This is a genomic window from Epilithonimonas bovis DSM 19482 (genome assembly GCF_900108115.1).
GTDB classification, from domain to species: domain Bacteria; phylum Bacteroidota; class Bacteroidia; order Flavobacteriales; family Weeksellaceae; genus Epilithonimonas; species Epilithonimonas bovis.
Map to the genome: position 1 here is coordinate 54,136 of NZ_FTPU01000014.1, position 17,755 is coordinate 71,890.

Sequence of the window (17,755 nt, forward strand, 5' to 3'; positions counted from 1 at the left end):
GAACCACAAAAGGCACAAAGATTTTCACAAAGCACAAAAATTCAATTGATGAAGTCAAATCTTTGTGACCTTAAAAACATTAGAACATCAAGAAATCCTTGTGCCCTTGTGTTAAAAAACTAGTAAAACTTTTGTGCCTTTTGTGGTTCACGTTTTAGGAATATTAATTGCATTCTACAAGAAAACAGAATCTATGAACGGTACAATTTCCAAGATCAAAGGGCTTTTTAACCTCCTGAAACATATCGATATAGACCAAATCTCCAAAATTTCTCAAAAAGTCGACCTTCCAAAACTGATGAATCAGTTCTCAAAATTGGACGACAATCAAATCAAAGGTTTGACGAAAATGCTCGATTCTTCCGGGAAGAAAAGAGAATTACCTCCAATCAACGGTGATTTTTATGAACTGCATATGAAACTGACGGATGAGCAGCGAGCAATTCAGCTAAAAGTCCGTGAGTTTATGGAAAAAGAAGCAAAACCTCTAGTCAACGATTATTGGTTGCACGATGATTTTCCACACGAACTCATCCCAAAATTCAAAAAACTGAATCTCTGTGGTGTCACGTACGAAGGTTACGGTTGCCCAAATCTTCCGTTCTTAATGGAGGGTGTCATTGCAATGGAAATTGCCCGGGTCGATGCATCGCTGGCGACATTCTTCGGAGTTCAGTCGGGTTTGTCAATGGGTTCGATTTATATTTGTGGCTCCGAGGAACAAAAACAGAAGTATCTTCCGGGAATGCAGCAATTCGATTTGATTGGCGCATTCGGCTTAACCGAGCCGGAAGTTGGTTCGGGCGCAGCTGGCGGATTGACAACAACCTGCAAAAAAGTAGAAGGCGGCTGGATCCTGAACGGACAGAAAAAATGGATCGGAAATGCCACTTTTGCGGATGTGATAATTATATGGGCAAGGGATCTTGATGACAATCAAGTCAAAGGTTTCATTGTCGAAAAAGGAACGGAAGGTTTTTCGGTTGAAAAAATCAAAGGAAAAATGGCACTCCGAATTGTTCAAAACGGATTAATTACAATGAAAGATTGTTTCGTCGCAGATTCTCAGAAAATGGAACACGCCAACAGTTTCAAAGACACAGCAAAAGTCCTCCAAATGACAAGAGCTGGTGTTGCTTGGATGGCGACTGGTTGTGCAAGAGGTGCTTACGAAAGTGCTTTGGATTACACCAGAAAACGTAAACAATTCGGAAAACCAATTGCATCTTTTCAGTTGATTCAAGGACATTTGGTAGAAATGTTATCAAACCTTACAGCAATGCAGACTTTGGTTTTCAGATTGTCCGAAATGCAAGATGCTGATATTTTGAAAGACGAACACGCTTCCTTAGCAAAAGTATTTTGTAGTCTGAGAACTCGTGATGTTGTGGCGCAAGCAAGAGAAGTAATGGGTGGAAACGGAATTCTTTTGGAACACGATGTTGCCCGCTTTGTTGCCGATGCAGAAGCCATCTATTCTTACGAAGGAACCAAAGAAATCAACTCATTGATTGTCGGTCGTTCAATTACAGGAATGAGTGCATTTGTTTAGATATCTTATGTTAATGAATTTTCGCTTTAATTGTTGTAAATTTATTTCAATGAAAAAAGTAGTTTTTTTAATATTAATCACTTTATTTTTGCAACAATGTGCGCAGAAAAAAGTTGATTTAACCAAACCCCAACAACAAACAACAATGGAAGATAACACACACGCCAACAATCCCTATTATTCAAGAACTGACAAAACCAAACTGAATGTTTCCAACGAAGAATGGAAAAAAATCCTCCCGCCAGAAGTTTATGCAATAGCTAGAGAAGCCAATACAGAATATCCATTCACCGGGAAATATAATGATTTCGATGAAGTTGGAGAATATTACTGCGCTGTTTGCGGTAATCATTTGTTCCGTTCAAGCTCTAAATTTGCAAGTACTTGTGGCTGGCCAAGTTTCTTCGAAGCTGATAAAGATGGTGTGATTTATAAACGAGATTCTTCTCACGGAATGGAACGTATCGAGGTGCTTTGTAAACGCTGCGATTCACATTTGGGACACGTTTTCAACGACGGCCCGCCACCAACAGGTACACGGTATTGTATGAATTCTGTTAGTTTGGATTTTCAACGCGATAAGAAATAGTTTTCATCGCAAAGGCATAAAGGAAGATTTAAATTATCTTTATATGAGTCGCAAATTAAAACTTTGCGACTTTTTTAGTTTTAAATTCTAAAATGCTTGCGACTTTGCGTTAATTTTGTATCACTAAATCTAATTTAAAATTGAAAACAATATTCATCACCGGAGCCACTTCCGGAATAGGAAAAGCCACTGCCGTCTTGTTAGCCCAACAAAAAAACAGGTTGATCCTTTGCGGCAGGAACCAAACAGTCTTGGATGAACTGAAAACCGAACTATCAAAGGAAACCGAAGTTTTTACATTACGTTTTGATGTCAGGAATTCTGATGAGGTTTTTGCTGTGATCAATTCGCTCCCGGAAGAGTGGAAAAACATTGATGTTCTCATCAATAATGCCGGAAACGCCCACGGATTGGATTCTCTTGCAGATGGCAATATCGAAGACTGGAATGCTATGATGGACGGCAATGTGAAAGGTCTGCTTTATGTTTCCCAGCCCATTATCAGATTGATGAAAGCTCAACAAAACGGCCAAATCATCAATATCAGTTCGGTTGCGGCAAGGCAGACTTATGCTGGTGGCGTGGTCTATTGTGCTTCTAAAAAAGCGGTTGACACCATCTCAGAAGGAATGAGGATCGAGTTGACGGAATTCGGAATTCGCGTGACTAATATTCAGCCGGGAGCTGTGGAAACTGATTTTTCTAAAGTGAGATTCAAAGGTGATGAAGCGAAAGCGGCAACTGTATATGCAGGCTACGAACCTTTGGTTGCCGATGATATTGCGGATGCGATTGCGTATTGTATCAACGTTCCTGAGAGGGTTTCTGTGGCAGAAATGACAATTTTTCCCAAAGCGCAGGCAGAACCACGAACGATTTATAGGAAATTGTAATCTGAAAAATGAGGTTTTTAACTTTACTTTTTTGCTTGTTTTTTTTTGTCGGATTTTCTCAGACTTATTCTAAGAAAGAAAAGGTCATCTTGATTCAGGTTTCAAAATTGGATTCTCTGATGGAAAATAATGATTCTAAGATTTTAGAATTGTTTTCTGATGATGTTTCTTTTGGGCATTCCAACGGTTGGGTTCAAAATAAAGATGATTTCAAAACAGATTTTGAGTCCGGGAAAGTGAAATATCAATCTGTAAAGCAAAGCGAATTGAAGGAACTTAAATTCAAAAATAAATTTGCCAGTATCAGAAGAATTATTGCCGTAAAAGGTCTTTATAAAGAGGAAGTCTTCGAAATGAAACTTTCTGTCTTGGAACTCTGGATCCGGCAAAAAGGAATCTGGAAATTGTGGAGCAGGCAAAGTGTTGGTTTGAAATAATTCTTTCTTAATCCTTACATTTGCACAATGAAAATCCTTCACATAGAAACCTCGTCCAAAAACTGTTCTGTTGCCATCTCCGATGGTGAAAATTTGCTTTGCCTTTGCGAAGAAGTTTCGGATAATTACAAACAATCCGAAAGTCTGCATACTTTTGTAGAATGGGCTTTGGAAGGCGCAGAGATTTCTTTGAAAGATTTGGATGCTGTTTCTTTAGGAAAAGGTCCAGGTTCTTATACTGGCCTTAGAATTGGAGCTGCTTCTGCCAAAGGCTTTTGTTATGGACTTAAGCTTCCGTTGATTGCTGTTAATTCTTTGGATTCTATGGTTGAAGAATTCGTTAATCAAGGTTTTGAATTAATTATTCCTTTGATTGATGCCAGAAGAATGGAAGTTTACACCGCTTTTTTCGATGGGAAATCAGGCGAAATGATTAAGGAAACCGAAGCCAAAATCCTGGATAAAAATTCATTTTCTGAATTAGCTGACAAGAAAATTCTCTTCATTGGCGATGGCGCAAAAAAAGCCCAGGAAATCTTGAACTTTCCAAACGCAGAATTCAAAACAGATATTTATCCTTCAGCAAAAGGCTTGATTAAAAAAGCGGTGGAGAAATTTAATCAGCAGGATTTTGAAGATGTCGCTTATTTTGAACCTTTTTATCTAAAAGATTTTCAGGGAATTAAGAAAGCTGATAGAGTTAAGAAACAGTAATTATTTCTTAGAAATTCGGTACAATTTCCCGCTGTCCGTAATCGCATAAAGATTCCCGTCTTTCCCGTCAAAAACATCACGGAATCTCTCGTGTTGGTCTTCCAGCAGGCGTTCTTCGCCAACAACTTTGTTGTTTTCGATAATAATTCTGTCAATTTTTTCGCCGCTAAGGCAGGCAATGAAAAGATTATTCTTCCATTCGGTTATATTGCCGGTGTAGAAGGTAATACCGCTGGGCGAGATCACGGGATCCCAATAATAAACAGGCTGCTCCAGTCCGGCTTGCTTTGTCAAACCATTATTGATTGCCTTCCCAGAATATTCGATACCATAAGTAATCGTTGGCCAACCGTAGTTTTTCCCGGCCTGGATGAGATTGATTTCATCACCACCTCTGGGTCCCATTTCGGTTTCCCAAAGATCTCCCGTTGGGGGATTGATGGCGAGGCCCTGGGGATTTCTGTGTCCGTAAGAAAAGATTTCCGGTTGTGCATTATCATTTCCAATGAATGGATTTCCCGCCGCAGGTTTTCCGTTTTTATCGATTTTAAGAATTTTTCCCAAGTATGCTTTGAGATCCTGAGCCAAAGGGCGGGTTTCCAAATCTGACCGTTCACCGGTGCTCACAAAAAGATTTTCGGATTTATCAAAAACCAGGCGGCTGCCGTAATGTAACCTACCGTTGTAGGAAGGCGTCGCCCGGAAAATGATTTTCACATTATCGATTTTATTCCCGGACAAAACACCTTTGCCAACGGCGGTCAAATTTCCTTTTTCATAAGGTTCCGAAAATGTCCAGTAAACGGTTTTATTAGTTAAGAAATCAGGGTCAATCGCGATATCCAAAAGCCCGCCCTGTCCACGGCTGTCAACTTTTGGGAGACCGGTAATTTTTGTAATCGTTTTTCCGTCTTTGGAAACGAGATTGATAAATCCTGTCTTTTCTGTAATCAGAAAATCGCCGCTCGGTAATTGCGCCATTCCCCAAGGCCGCCCAAGGCTGGTGTTGATAATATCAACCTGATATTCGGTTTGAGTTTTATATCCTGCGACCCTTGTTTGACCGTTAAATGCCGGTTTATAATCGGAGTTGGGCTGTTCTTTTTCAACCGATGAGAGATTTTTGACGGAGCCCTTTTCCTGACAACAAATTAGAATGGTTGAAGAACAACAAGCGAATAAAATGACAAATTTTAACATAACTTTTTTGAATGAAATGGAAATATAGTGCCATCAAAAAAGAGATAAGATCAAAATACACCATCTGTTTTTACAATTTTTAGACATTACCCTCAATTTAAATAAGTATAATTACAAATTTTAGGTATTAAAACACAAACAACCCTAATAAAATTCAATTTTAATTCAAAAATGTTATACATTTGATTAAAATCTAAATCATACTATGAGAATCAAAAAAGTAAGTGTCCTTTTTTTCCTGGGTGCAACATCATTGTTTTTTGCTCAGACCACAAAAGACAGCCTATCCAAAGAAACATCTGTAGATGAAGTGGTTCTCACCGGAACACGAAACAAAAAGAGAACCGTTACCAATACGGCGGTTCCCGTGGATGTCATAGATCTGAAACAGGTCAGCCAATCTACCGGTCAGGTAGATGTTAATCAGCTATTGCAGTTTGCAGCACCTTCGTTTAACTCCAACAAGCAATCAGGCTCAGACGGTGCCGATGCGGTAGATCCTGCGACATTACGAGGTTTGGGACCGGATCAGACTTTGTTATTATTGAATGGCAAAAGATACCACCAGTCTTCTCTCATCAACCTTTTTGGAACCAGAGGGCGCGGAAATACAGGCTCTGACATGAATACCATTCCTGTGGCGGCGATTAAAAGAGTGGAGATTCTGCGTGATGGTGCCTCAGCACAGTATGGCTCAGATGCGATTGCAGGAGTTATCAATGTGGTTTTGAATGATCGTGATCACGGTTTTGAAGGCAGCGCATTCTACAGTGGCAATGTTTTTAAAAGCCCAGGGAATAATGATGTCGTTTCTGATAAAAAACTGGACGGTAATACATTTGATTTTAGTGGAAACCTGGGGACAAAAATAGGAACCAAAGGAGGTTTCGGAAACTTTACTTTAGAATTAATTAATAAAGATTATGCCATACGAAATGCCAATCCGGATAAGTTTGATGCACCAAGGCAACGCTTTGGCGATGCCAAATCCAACAATGTTTATTTTTTTGGAAATATAGAAGTGCCATTGTCTGATGGGCTTAAGTTCTACACTCAGCCAGGTTTTTCTTTCCGCAACACCCATGCATACGCATGGACGCGATCTGCCGATGCTGATGGCAACATTCCGGAGATCTACCCAACTGGTTTCAATCCAATAGAGAATACCAAAATCAGCGATTTTACTTTTGATAACGGGCTCAAATTCAAAGTTGGAGGCTGGGATTTTGATTTTTATAATGCTTTTGGTGGCAACCGTTTTGTTTATCAGATCGATAATACCATCAATGCAACATTGGGCGTCAATTCGCCAACGAGTTTCAATGCCGGAGGCCACTCGCTTTTTCAAAATACGACGGGCATCAGCACAACCAAGTCATTTGATGTTTTGCAAGGATTAAATATCGCGCTGGGAACAGAATTCCGATACGAAAAATTTAATATTATCAAAGGAGAAGAAGCGTCTTATGCGATGTATGATGTCAATGGTCAAGTAGTAACTGCCAACACCAATCCTGATCTGTTGGTCATCAATCCGTTATCCGGCGATGTACGACCAGGCGGCGCACAAGGCTTTCCGGGCTATTCTCAGGAAGTTGGCAAAAGCAGAAACAACTTTGCTGCGTATATAGATACAGAGTTGGACATCACCAAAAACTGGATGATCAGCGCGGCAGGCCGTTTCGAGAATTATAACGATTTTGGAAGCACCGTAAATGGTAAGTTTGCTACAAGATACGCCATCACGCCACAGTTTGCGTTCCGAGGATCGGTTTCTACAGGGTTCCGTGCACCATCGTTGGTTCAGAAATATTACAGCCTTCAATTTACCAACTTCCAGGGAGGAAATCTTGTAACTGTCCAGCTGGCTTCCAATGACAGTGCCTTGGCTAAAGAAGTTGGTATCCCCGATCTAAAACAGGAAACTTCTACCAACGGAAGTGCCGGCTTCACCTTCAATAGTGGAAAGTTCACTGCAACAGTTGACGGTTATTATATCAAGGTAAAAGACAGAATTGTTTTGACGGGAACATTTGATCAATCCGATGATGCTATTGGATCTATTTTGGCAGCGAGCCATATAGACCAGGCACAGTTTTTCACCAATGCGGTGGACACAAAAACCCGCGGCGTAGATCTGATCCTGTCTTACAATACCAATCTAGGAACCGGAAAATTAGCCGCAACTCTTGCCGGCAACTACAACGATATGGAGATCACCGCTGTTCACACCAGCGGCAAACTGATAGGCAAAGAGGACACCTATCTCAGTGCCAGAGAAAGAGCTTTTATCTTAGCATCTGCACCCAAAACCAAAGTCAACCTGAATCTGAACTACAGGATCCAGAAATTCAATGCTAATTTGCAATTGGTGAGGTTTGACAAAATAACGTTGGTAGGATACAACGGTCTGGACGATTACCAGACCTATACACCAAGAGTGACCACCGATTTCTCAGTGGGCTATGATTTCACCAAAAATTTCTCATGGATCGTGGGTGGAAAAAACGTATTCAACAGATATCCTACTCTACAATACTCTTCTGTATCAGAAGGCAATACAGAATCTGGTGGCATCTTTGATCCTGTGCAGATGGGATTTGCGGGTCGACAGGTTTTCACAAGGGTAACTTATAAATTTTAATCTATACTAACTACTTTTTTTGAAAGGATTCAAGCTTTTTTGAATCCTTTTTTTGTATCCAACACTGTCTGTACTTTTATCTTTATCGTATGTTTTGATATAAGAAGGATTACCTTTTTCGTCATAATAAATCCAATCCCCAAAGTAAAACCAATGCACAGATCCTGGCTTACTGATACGTTTCGTTTGTCCTTTTTCCTGCCTCTTCCCATTTTCCTGATAAAGGGTCGTGGTGGTAACAGAATCTTTGATCACATCTTTTTGGTATAACTTCCCATTGCGATAGGTTTTCCAAACGCCTTTCTTTTCACCTTTTTTATAGCGACCAATACTCAGGAACGTCTGCTGTGGGTAATCATCCTTTTCTATCCATCTTCCGGTTTTTTTCTTCTGATGATTTGGCAATTGCTCGTAACGGTTTATTTTACAAGATATTAAAACCATCAGAAAACAAAGAATATAATACTTCATCATATTTTTTTTATCAAATATAATCAATTTCAAATATTTATTCTACATTTGTAGAAACAATTGCAGCTTTGTAGAATAAAATTATGAAAGAACACAAATTAACCGATACCGAAATTATTCTGATGGAGATTCTTTGGCAAAAGGAAAAAGCTTTTATGAAAGACATCCTGGACGAATATACCGAACCAAAACCTGCGGCAACCACCATCGCGACATTGCTGAAAAGAATGCAGACCAAAGATCTGATAGGCTACAAAACTTTTGGTAACTCAAGAGAATATTTCCCAAAAGTGAGGAAAGAAGATTATTTCCAGGTGGAAATGACTTCTATGATTGACCGTTTTTTTAACAATTCTGTGAGCCAGTTTGCTTCGTTTTTCACTTCGAATGCAAAGCTCTCTCAGAAGCAGTTAAAAGAACTTAGAGACATTATAGACAAAGAAATCAACGAATAAAATGCTCATACCGATTTTTAAAATAATCCTGTGTTCATCTTTATTAATTGGCATTTATTACATGTTTTTGCAAAAGGAAAAGATGTTCTGGTTCAACCGTTTTTATCTTTTGACAGCCTTGATTTTCTCTTATGCGATTCCGTTTATTAAAATCACGCTGCCAGAAACATCGTCCCAAAAAGTACTATTGATTGATCAAATCCCAGCACAACAATTGCTCAGGAGCAGCAATAACACTTCCCAATTCGACTGGTCTAGCTTGCTTGTAATAGATTACGTATTGGTTTCGCTTATTCTGATGATCAAATTAGTGATTGCCTTCAAAAAAATTATTAGTCTGAGAGGAATCGAGATTATTTATCAGAACCAAAAAATGAAGATTATTGAGAAAAATCTTCCGCCATTCAGTTTTTTGAAAACCATCTACCTGAACAAAAAATACTTTGAAAATGGGAAAATTGACGAGAGGATTTTCCAACATGAGAAAACACATATCGCTCAGAAACATTCTTTGGATATCCTGTTCCTTGAGATTTTGAAGGTTATATCTTGGTTTAATCCCGCTCTGTATGTTTATAAAAAAGCAATGAGCGATAACCACGAGTTTTTGGCAGACGATAGCATCATTCTACAAAATACCGATGTAAAAGATTATCAAAGACTGATTCTCTCGGAGATGCTGCAGACTCAAAATATTAGCCTCACACATCAATTCAATTATAACAACACCAAAAAACGATTTATTATGATGACCACCAAAAAATCAAAATTTGAAAAAGCAAAAAAAATATTGGCGGCTTCCGCTTTTGCAGGATTGAGCACTTTATTTGTACAGAAAGTTTATGCATCGGAAAGCAAGCTGGAACAGCATAACGCTCCAATAATCATGACAAGCAACTCATTGAAGATGGATACCATTCCACAAAGAGCCGAAGTAAAAAATAATGTAAAATTTAAAAATTCCAAAAAAGTAAAAACCCCACCGATACCAAAGGAATTTAAGGAAAACGAATCTCCAATTCCATCGTCACCTCCGCCTGCAAGAGATTTGACGAACGCTGAGTTTCCTGAAGGTATGAATGCATTACGACTAAAGTTTCAAAATAATTTTGATGCAACTACTTTGACCGGGCAGGGAACTATAAAAACCATGTTATACATCTCGGTTGACGAAAATGGAAAAACATCTAACGTAAGAGCTGACGGACCCAACACAGCTTTCAATAACGAAGCGGTCAAGGCCATGAAAACATCAACAGACAATGTAACCTGGAAACCCGCAACAGAAAATGGAAAAGATGCAGCAACCGTTTTTAAATTCCCTCTTACAATGAATTTTGCCCAATAATTTAACCGCCTAAAAAAACGTTCCGATATGGGAACGTTTTTTATTTCGTATTTTTGTTAGATGGATTTTAAACTTCATTCAGAATATCAACCCACTGGAGATCAGCCCAAAGCCATTGAGAAATTGGTAGAAGGCATTAACATTGGGGAAAAATACCAGACGCTGTTGGGCGTTACCGGTTCGGGGAAAACTTTTACAGTAGCCAATGTCGTGCAGCAGGTTCAGAAACCAACATTGGTCCTGGCGCATAACAAGACTTTGGCAGCGCAGCTTTTTATGGAGTTCAAAGAGTTTTTTCCTGATAATGCCGTGGAGTATTTTGTAAGTTATTACGACTATTATCAGCCGGAAGCATTTATTGCATCTACCAATACTTATATCGAAAAAGACCTCAGTATCAATGAAGAAGTGGAAAAACTGAGACTGTCCGCATCAGCCAGTTTGCTGTCTGGTAGACGTGATGTCCTGATTGTTTCTTCAGTTTCATGTATTTATGGTATCGGAAACCCGACCGAATTTCATAAATCGGTTATTTCCATAGAGAAAAACGAGAAACTGTCCCGCACAAAACTGCTTCATTCGCTCGTTAGTTCTTTATATTCCAGAGCATTGAACGAGTTTCAGAGAGGGACATTCCGTGTCAAAGGCGATGTGATTGATATTTATCCTGCCTATGCTGATACGGCAATCCGAGTACAGTTTTTTGGTGATGAGATCGACAAAATACAAAGTTTTGACCCTGTTTCCGGGAATGTCACTTCTAATTTTGACAGTATTAATATCTACCCGGCCAATTTGTTTGTAACCACTCCGGAAACCATGCAAAGTGCCATCCGTCAGATTCAGGATGATATGGTAAAGCAGGTGGATTTTTTCCGAGAAATCGAAAAACCACTGGAAGCCAAACGGTTAGAAGAACGAACAGAACTAGACCTGGAGATGATAAAAGAACTGGGATATTGTTCCGGGATTGAGAATTATTCCCGCTATATGGATGGCCGTTTGCCGGGATCAAGGCCATTTTGCCTTCTGGACTATTTCCCAAAAGATTTCCTAATGGTAATTGATGAAAGCCACGTCACCATCCCGCAGGTACATGCGATGTACGGTGGTGACCGAAGCCGTAAAGAAGTTTTGGTAGAGCACGGCTTCCGTTTACCTGCGGCGATGGACAACCGCCCACTCAAATTTGAAGAGTTTGAAACCATGCAAAACCAGGTTATCTATGTCTCTGCAACACCCGCAGATTATGAATTGGAAAAATCCGGAGGTACTTATATAGAGCAGATTATCCGCCCGACAGGCCTTTTGGACCCAATAATCGAAGTGCGCCCAACCATGAATCAGATTGATGATCTTATTGAAGAGATCCATAAAAGAGTTGAGTTGGATGAGCGTGTTCTGGTCACCACCCTAACCAAAAAAATGGCTGAAGAACTAACTAAATATTTTACCAAAGTCGGGATCCGCACCAGATACATCCACTCAGATGTCGAGACACTGGAACGGATTCAGATTATGCAGGATTTGCGTTTGGGATTGTTTGATGTTTTGGTAGGTGTCAATCTTTTGAGAGAAGGCCTGGATTTGCCTGAGGTCTCTCTGGTAGCCATTTTGGACGCGGATAAAGAAGGGATGTTGCGTTCCCGAAGATCGATGATTCAGACTGTTGGTAGAGCTGCCAGGAACCTGAACGGCCGCGCCATCATGTATGCGGATAAAATGACAAAATCTATGCAGAATACCATAGATGAGACTAACTATCGCCGGGAAAAACAAATGAAATACAACGAGGAACACGGTAAAGTCCCTCAGGCACTTAATAAAAAAATCAGTGAAAATCTGGTCGGCAGAAGCAAGGATTTCCCTGATGAGAAGTATACCCACAAAGAAATCATGCAGGAAGTGGCTGAGACCAAAGCCAATTATGGCAATGAAGACATCCAAAAAATAATTATTCAGAAACAAAAAGAGATGGAAGCCGCAGCCAAAAACCTCGATTTTATAAAAGCGGCTAAATTAAGGGATGAGATCGAAGCTCTCAAAGCTTAATAATTTTTACAAAACAGAAGAGAGCAGATTAACGTCTGCTCTCTTTTTTTAGAATCTGTAGGTTTTATTTTTTGGTTTTTGATAATCAACTTTCCCGCGGATGGGTGTCAGAAGATCCATCAGTCCATTTAGCTTAATTTCATAGATGGTAGAAAGCTGCATCCCAAGTTTTCCTTTTGGGAAGCCACCATTCCTCATAAACCATTCAAGATATGATATGGGTAAATCGGCCAGCACAGTATCTTTATATTTCCCGAAAGGCATTTTTACAATGCATATTTCTTCAAGGATCTGGGTGTTTAATTCTTCCATTTTACAGGATAAGATCGGATGGTTTATTATTTTGTTCAGGAATTTCTAAGGTTGGTGTTGCATCATCATCAGAAAACTCATCCTGATATACCTGAACCAGCAAGACTGTAATGGACATTAAAATAGGGCCGAATATCAATCCCATGAATCCAAAAATGTTGAGACCCATAATAATCCCGAAGACCGTAATCAATGGGTGAATATCCTCCAGCCTTTTCAGCAATGTAAAGCGGAGCAGATTATCTGTAAGGCCAACGAGTACCAGCCCATAAATCAGTATCCCGATGCCTGAGCCAGTCTGCCCTTCTGCAATCATAAAAATACCAATCGGCACATACACGATTGCCGCACCTACTACCGGCAACATAGAGGCCAGCGCCGTTAACGCAAAAAGCAACAAAGGACTGGGCGCGCCAAAAATCCAGTAGCCAATCAGCGCCACAAAGCCCTGCCCCAAAGCTACAACCGGAATACCAATAGCATTAGCCATGACAAGTTTTACAAATTTGTCTCCCAACATTTGGGTATTGGTTCTTTTAAAAGGCATTGCTCTGGCAACCGATCGTTCAAAAAAACGGGGCTTGACAAACATAAAATAAAGAATAAAGTACATAGAAACAATAACCGTAAAGGTATTGACCGTTGTACTGAGCGCCTTAGTAGAAAAGGTTCCTGCAAAATTTGTAACCTTGGTAATATTCTCTTTGCTGAGGATATCAAACCCGACTTTCTGGTAAATAAACTGATGAATTTTCTCCAGGAAAACATTGAATTTCTGCATGTACAACTGAGCATTTCCTAATTTGGAAACCATCTGGTCTATAGTAAAATAGATAGGAAGAATCAACATGATCAAAGAAGCCAGCATAAGAACGGTGGCGGACAGCCAAGGTTTCCAGTTTTTTTCTTCTGTCAGGTAAAAATTGTACTTTCTGCAAATGATGTACAGCGTAACAGCACCTAAAACTGAAGGGATGAATAATGCCAGATTCCAGCAAATAAGCCCAGCTAATACACATATTACAAGAATTAGAGCGACCTGTTTGATAACTACAGAATCTATTGGCTTACCGGAATCTGACATAATTTATTTTTAAAGATTATTAACCCAACTGTCTTGGCGCACCACAATAGGCGCAATACGCAGAATATGCCGCAATATAAGCGAAAGGAAATGTAAGATAAACCCCAACGCAACATAAGACAAGGCCTGCGATACTAATTAGAAAAGTTAAAACTCCTGTAAGTAAAATCGTGCCATAATTATTCTGCACAATATTGAAAGATTTTTTGATTGCATCAAAAGCACTTGCCTTTTCAAAAATCAAAATAGGGTAACCCAAAAAGAAGAATGGCATCACAAAAATGGCTGGCAATACACACATGAGAAGTAAAATTGACGCGGCTACCTGTGTGATTAATGCATAAATAAAAATGTTGATGAAATTTTGCCTGTAGGCGAAAAAGATATCAGAAACCGTAATTCGCTGTTTGAAATTTGACTTATTAGCAACGTAGATGAGACTCACAAAAATAGGCGTAAGCAACAATGTCACCAGAAAACTGGCACCACTATAGGTTATAAAACCAGGCGCAGCAATAATATCACTATAACCAAAACTTTGCCCTGCCTCTGTTTTATCTCTGATTTCTTCCACAAAGACCTGAGAATCAAAACCCGTTAGCAACTGGATTAAAAAGCTGAGTAAAAAATAGATCACTACCGCTAAAAAGCAGTAAAGAAATGTGTTTTTAAAAATCTCCAGTGCGTGAGAAATTATACTTCCGGCTTCTCTGTCCGGCGATTTAGCAGGTGAATCAAATTCGTTAAAATTTTCCATTGAGTTTATTTTTGTAGTTGATAATCAAATCTACAAAAAAAAATAATGAAATGGATAAAGTTAGAAAAAATTATTCGCCAAAATCCGCAATAAGATGCTTGTAAAGAACATATATTGCAGCATTCCAAAAAGGGAAGCTTACAAAAATCCCGAAAAAGAAAACCAATATACCACAATATGATATCAGCACAGATGCAAGGCTGACAAGCAAAATTAGAAAAACATTCTTCCGGAAAACCTGCGCACTAATTCTAAAAGCCTGAAAAAAATTAATATTTTTATAAAAAACAAGGGCAGGCACAAAAAGCGCCAGACCAATCCACAACAGGCATAATGGCGGAAAGAGAAGAAGATAGCTGTTGATGACATTCCAGAAAACCGCATAGATGCCAAATAAAAAGAAGTGATAACCTCTGAAACCTGCAAAAAGGTCTGACACAACAACCGGCTCCCCGAGATCCAATTTTCTGTAAATCTTCAGAAATCCAATATTTAGAGGGAATATGACTGCTTTTATTACCAGTACAGCCATGGTAAAAGCGACGGCATTATCGGTCTGCATAAGCGCCTCATATTTTTTTAAGAATGCCGGAAAATCAGAGTACATGAGTTGTGAGAAGCGATTAACCTCTTCAAACAAACCATAATACCGAAAGGCATAAGCCCCGGCAAACATAATTACAGAAAAATAGATCACAGAAAACAGCAACTGATAAGGTAATGTTTTCATCCAATACTGATAAGCTTCTGTAAGAATTTTCCCGACTTCGGGTTTTTGCATCGTCATTGTTCTAAAACTTTTTGCAAAAGTAAAAGATTGTCGCGAGAAAAGGCTGTTAAAATAAAATATTCTACCGTTACACTGCCATTGGTAACGATCAACACCAGAAAACTGAAAAGGCGAAAAACAAAAAAATCTCAGAAAATTCTGAGATTTTTGACTGTGGGTCCTGAGGGATTCGAACCCCCGACCCTCTGGGTGTAAACCAGATGCTCTGAACCAACTGAGCTAAGAACCCGAATTTTTTGAAAAGGTTTCGTTTCCTTTTGTGTGGGTCCTGAGGGATTCGAACCCCCGACCCTCTGGGTGTAAACCAGATGCTCTGAACCAACTGAGCTAAGAACCCTCTAATTCTCGTTTAGAGTGGTGCAAATATACAACTTATTACGAAATCAGCAAATTTTTTTCTAAAAATTCACCCACAACAAAGTTACTGCCTCCGATAAAAATCATTTCTTCCGCCCCAGCATGCTGTTTTGCAGCAACATAGCCATCCTGCACTGTATCAAAAATATGGTAGTGTAATCCTGATATTTGAAGTAATTCTTCATAATCAATGGGGTGCCTGCCTCGGTTAACCGCTGGTTTTACGAAATAATAATCAGCATCTTTCGGCAACATCGGGATAACCTCATCAATCTTTTTATCATTCACAAATCCCAAAATAACATGCTTATGCTGAGGATAACTTTTAAGCTGTATAAAAACTTCCCGCAGCCCGGCCTGGTTATGGCCTGTATCGCAGATTGTTAATGGTTCTTTTGAAAACTCGTACCATCTTCCAATAAAATTGGTGTTTTTACAGACATTCAGAAGTCCTGTCTGTAGATCTTCGTCAGAAATCTGAAGGCCTTTTTTTCTTAATTCATCAACCAATGCAATAACCACACGGATATTTTTCCGTTGATAATTACCTTTCAAATCAGAGACAAGAGACGTTTTAACCTCGCTGGCATCTACAAATTTTGTATTAACTTTTGCAGCTGTTGATCTGATGATTTCTTTGACGATTGTATTGTCATCACCGGAAATAACAGGGACATTCTCTTTAATAATGCCAGCCTTTTCGTAAGCAATTTCTTCTATGGTATTCCCGAGGATATTCTGATGATCCAGCTGGACATTGGTAATAGCTGCAACCAAAGGCTTTATAATATTGGTAGAATCCAGCCGGCCGCCTAAACCTACTTCTATAATAGCAAAATCGACTTTTTGCTGATAAAAATATTCAAAGGCCATCACGGTTGTAAATTCAAAAAAAGAGGGATGGATATCCTGAGGCAAATGCCTGAGCTTCTGTATAAATTGATATACAAATTCTTTGTCACAGTTTTGCCCGTTGACCTTGATTCTTTCTGTAAAATCTATAAGATGTGGTGAGTTATAAAGGCCTGTTTTGTACCCGGACTCCTGCAGGACAGAGGCCAGCATATTGCTGGTGGAACCTTTTCCGTTGGTCCCACCAATGTGTATCGTTTTAATCTTATCCTGTGGATTTCCAAAAAATGCACACAGCCTCCTGATATTGTCGAGGCCGGGTTTGTAAGCCTTTTCTCCGTCGGTCTGATAATTGGGCATCTGAACAAACAGCCACTCTACAGCCTGCTGATAATCTTGCAAAGTCATAGTTTATAATGAAAATACAAATTTAGAAATAAGAAATTGAAGACAAATATTGATATTGTTGAAATTTGATTAAGAAATTTTTTCTAAATTGCAGCCTCATAAAGGGCGATTAGCTCAGTTGGTTTAGAGCGTTGCGTTGACATCGCAGAGGTCACTGGTTCGAATCCTGTATCGCCCACTTTTTCTTCATCTTTCTCGATTTCCACAACGCCAAACTGTTAATTTTTTATAAATTTTCTTTTTTTATCACAGTAATTTCTAAAAGGGAAAGATTTTTGATACAGAGAAAAACTATGCATTAATAATCCCTCTATGAAGTAAATTTCTTTTTGATTACTAATCCTCCAAAAAAGGAAACCTATGAAAAGATACTATGCAGTGTTAATTTTTTTCTACACATTTTTTCTATTATATATGATGTTTTATGGTTGTGGCAGGCATCCGGAATACGGTTTCCTAAAACTGCATCCTTTAGAAAGCATCAATCATTTTTTCAACTCTTCTGAGTTTTTCTCCCAGACCTTTTTGGTAAATATTGTGGGTAACATCCTGGTATTTACACCTTTTGGATGGTTGGGCATACTAGATAAAAGACTTGATAAGCTGCCATTACTTTTGTTTTTGTTTATCTCGTGGATATCGATGATAGAATTAGCACAACTTTACACAGCGCGCGGAACAGCAGATATAGATGATGTATTTCTGAATACTCTTGGGATGCTGCTAGGTTATTTTTCTTTAAAATTGGTTAAATGGCTTAATGTAGCTAACATTAATATTGAATTGGAACAAAATCCTGTAGGTTCTTACAGATTATCATGATACCTGTAATTTTTTCGT

Annotated in this window: 17 protein-coding genes and 3 tRNA genes; 11 read left to right on the forward strand and 9 right to left on the reverse strand. The window is 39.1% G+C overall.

Annotation, left to right across the window (positions count from 1 at the left end):
• Positions 1-193 precede the first annotated feature (193 nt).
• The 5 genes from B0B05_RS07855 (at position 194) to tsaB (ending at position 4,185) form a co-directional block, all read left to right on the forward strand.
• Positions 194-1,552: an acyl-CoA dehydrogenase family protein gene (locus tag B0B05_RS07855; protein ID WP_076783112.1), complete on the forward strand. Its 1,359-nt coding sequence runs from the start codon at positions 194-196 to the stop codon at positions 1,550-1,552.
• Between the two features lie 49 nt (positions 1,553-1,601).
• Positions 1,602-2,141 (forward strand): peptide-methionine (R)-S-oxide reductase MsrB, encoded by a 540-nt coding sequence (gene msrB / locus B0B05_RS07860; protein WP_076783113.1) that lies wholly within the window; start codon positions 1,602-1,604, stop codon positions 2,139-2,141.
• A 140-nt stretch (positions 2,142-2,281) separates the two neighbouring features.
• Complete coding sequence (locus B0B05_RS07865) at positions 2,282-3,034, forward strand: SDR family NAD(P)-dependent oxidoreductase (RefSeq protein ID WP_076783114.1); 753 nt, start codon at positions 2,282-2,284, stop codon at positions 3,032-3,034.
• 8 nt (positions 3,035-3,042) lie between these two features.
• Positions 3,043-3,471, forward strand: a complete 429-nt coding sequence (locus tag B0B05_RS07870; RefSeq protein WP_084173906.1) for a nuclear transport factor 2 family protein — start codon at positions 3,043-3,045, stop codon at positions 3,469-3,471.
• 27 nt (positions 3,472-3,498) lie between these two features.
• Positions 3,499-4,185 carry a tRNA (adenosine(37)-N6)-threonylcarbamoyltransferase complex dimerization subunit type 1 TsaB gene (gene tsaB / locus B0B05_RS07875; protein ID WP_076783116.1) on the forward strand — a complete coding sequence of 229 codons (687 nt, stop codon included), beginning with the start codon at positions 3,499-3,501 and terminating at the stop codon, positions 4,183-4,185.
• On the opposite strand, the gene B0B05_RS07880 is transcribed toward tsaB, so the two are convergent.
• On the reverse strand, positions 4,186-5,385 hold the full coding sequence (locus B0B05_RS07880; protein ID WP_076783117.1) for a PQQ-dependent sugar dehydrogenase: 1,200 nt from the start codon (positions 5,383-5,385) through the stop codon (positions 4,186-4,188).
• A 205-nt stretch (positions 5,386-5,590) separates the two neighbouring features.
• Here B0B05_RS07880 and B0B05_RS07885 point away from each other — a divergent pair, with 205 nt between their 5' ends.
• Positions 5,591-8,029, forward strand: coding sequence for a TonB-dependent receptor plug domain-containing protein (locus B0B05_RS07885; protein ID WP_076783118.1), 2,439 nt, complete (start codon positions 5,591-5,593; stop codon positions 8,027-8,029).
• 6 nt (positions 8,030-8,035) lie between these two features.
• On the opposite strand, the gene B0B05_RS07890 is transcribed toward B0B05_RS07885, so the two are convergent.
• Positions 8,036-8,503 (reverse strand): hypothetical protein, encoded by a 468-nt coding sequence (locus B0B05_RS07890; protein WP_076783119.1) that lies wholly within the window; start codon positions 8,501-8,503, stop codon positions 8,036-8,038.
• 80 nt (positions 8,504-8,583) lie between these two features.
• On the opposite strand from B0B05_RS07890, the gene B0B05_RS07895 reads away from it, so the two are divergent.
• The 3 genes from B0B05_RS07895 (at position 8,584) to uvrB (ending at position 12,355) form a co-directional block, all read left to right on the forward strand.
• On the forward strand, positions 8,584-8,955 hold the full coding sequence (locus tag B0B05_RS07895; RefSeq protein ID WP_076783120.1) for a BlaI/MecI/CopY family transcriptional regulator: 372 nt from the start codon (positions 8,584-8,586) through the stop codon (positions 8,953-8,955).
• 82 nt (positions 8,956-9,037) lie between these two features.
• Positions 9,038-10,303 (forward strand): M56 family metallopeptidase, encoded by a 1,266-nt coding sequence (locus B0B05_RS07900; RefSeq protein ID WP_076783121.1) that lies wholly within the window; start codon positions 9,038-9,040, stop codon positions 10,301-10,303.
• Between the two features lie 60 nt (positions 10,304-10,363).
• Positions 10,364-12,355: an excinuclease ABC subunit UvrB gene (uvrB, locus tag B0B05_RS07905; RefSeq protein ID WP_076783122.1), complete on the forward strand. Its 1,992-nt coding sequence runs from the start codon at positions 10,364-10,366 to the stop codon at positions 12,353-12,355.
• A 48-nt stretch (positions 12,356-12,403) separates the two neighbouring features.
• On the opposite strand, the gene B0B05_RS07910 is transcribed toward uvrB, so the two are convergent.
• From B0B05_RS07910 to B0B05_RS07940, 7 genes are all read right to left on the reverse strand, one after another.
• Positions 12,404-12,667, reverse strand: coding sequence for a DUF3820 family protein (locus B0B05_RS07910; RefSeq protein WP_076783123.1), 264 nt, complete (start codon positions 12,665-12,667; stop codon positions 12,404-12,406).
• A 1-nt stretch (position 12,668) separates the two neighbouring features.
• Entirely contained in the window at positions 12,669-13,751 is a 1,083-nt protein-coding gene (locus B0B05_RS07915) for an AI-2E family transporter (protein ID WP_076783124.1), read from the reverse strand.
• 19 nt (positions 13,752-13,770) lie between these two features.
• Positions 13,771-14,508 carry a beta-carotene 15,15'-monooxygenase gene (locus B0B05_RS07920; protein ID WP_076783125.1) on the reverse strand — a complete coding sequence of 246 codons (738 nt, stop codon included), beginning with the start codon at positions 14,506-14,508 and terminating at the stop codon, positions 13,771-13,773.
• Positions 14,509-14,578: 70 nt separating this feature from the next.
• Complete coding sequence (locus B0B05_RS07925; RefSeq protein WP_076783126.1) at positions 14,579-15,289, reverse strand: hypothetical protein; 711 nt, start codon at positions 15,287-15,289, stop codon at positions 14,579-14,581.
• 163 nt (positions 15,290-15,452) lie between these two features.
• Positions 15,453-15,527: transfer RNA gene (locus B0B05_RS07930), tRNA-Val, on the reverse strand.
• 33 nt (positions 15,528-15,560) lie between these two features.
• Positions 15,561-15,635, reverse strand: a tRNA-Val gene (locus B0B05_RS07935).
• Positions 15,636-15,673: 38 nt separating this feature from the next.
• Positions 15,674-16,915, reverse strand: a complete 1,242-nt coding sequence (locus tag B0B05_RS07940) for a bifunctional folylpolyglutamate synthase/dihydrofolate synthase (RefSeq protein WP_076783127.1) — start codon at positions 16,913-16,915, stop codon at positions 15,674-15,676.
• A 103-nt stretch (positions 16,916-17,018) separates the two neighbouring features.
• On the opposite strand from B0B05_RS07940, the gene B0B05_RS07945 reads away from it, so the two are divergent.
• Together B0B05_RS07945 and B0B05_RS07950 are read left to right on the forward strand one after the other, a co-directional pair.
• Positions 17,019-17,093 (forward strand) — tRNA-Val (locus tag B0B05_RS07945).
• A 182-nt stretch (positions 17,094-17,275) separates the two neighbouring features.
• Positions 17,276-17,737, forward strand: coding sequence for a VanZ family protein (locus tag B0B05_RS07950; RefSeq protein WP_084173908.1), 462 nt, complete (start codon positions 17,276-17,278; stop codon positions 17,735-17,737).
• The last annotated feature ends 18 nt before the right edge of the window (positions 17,738-17,755 follow it).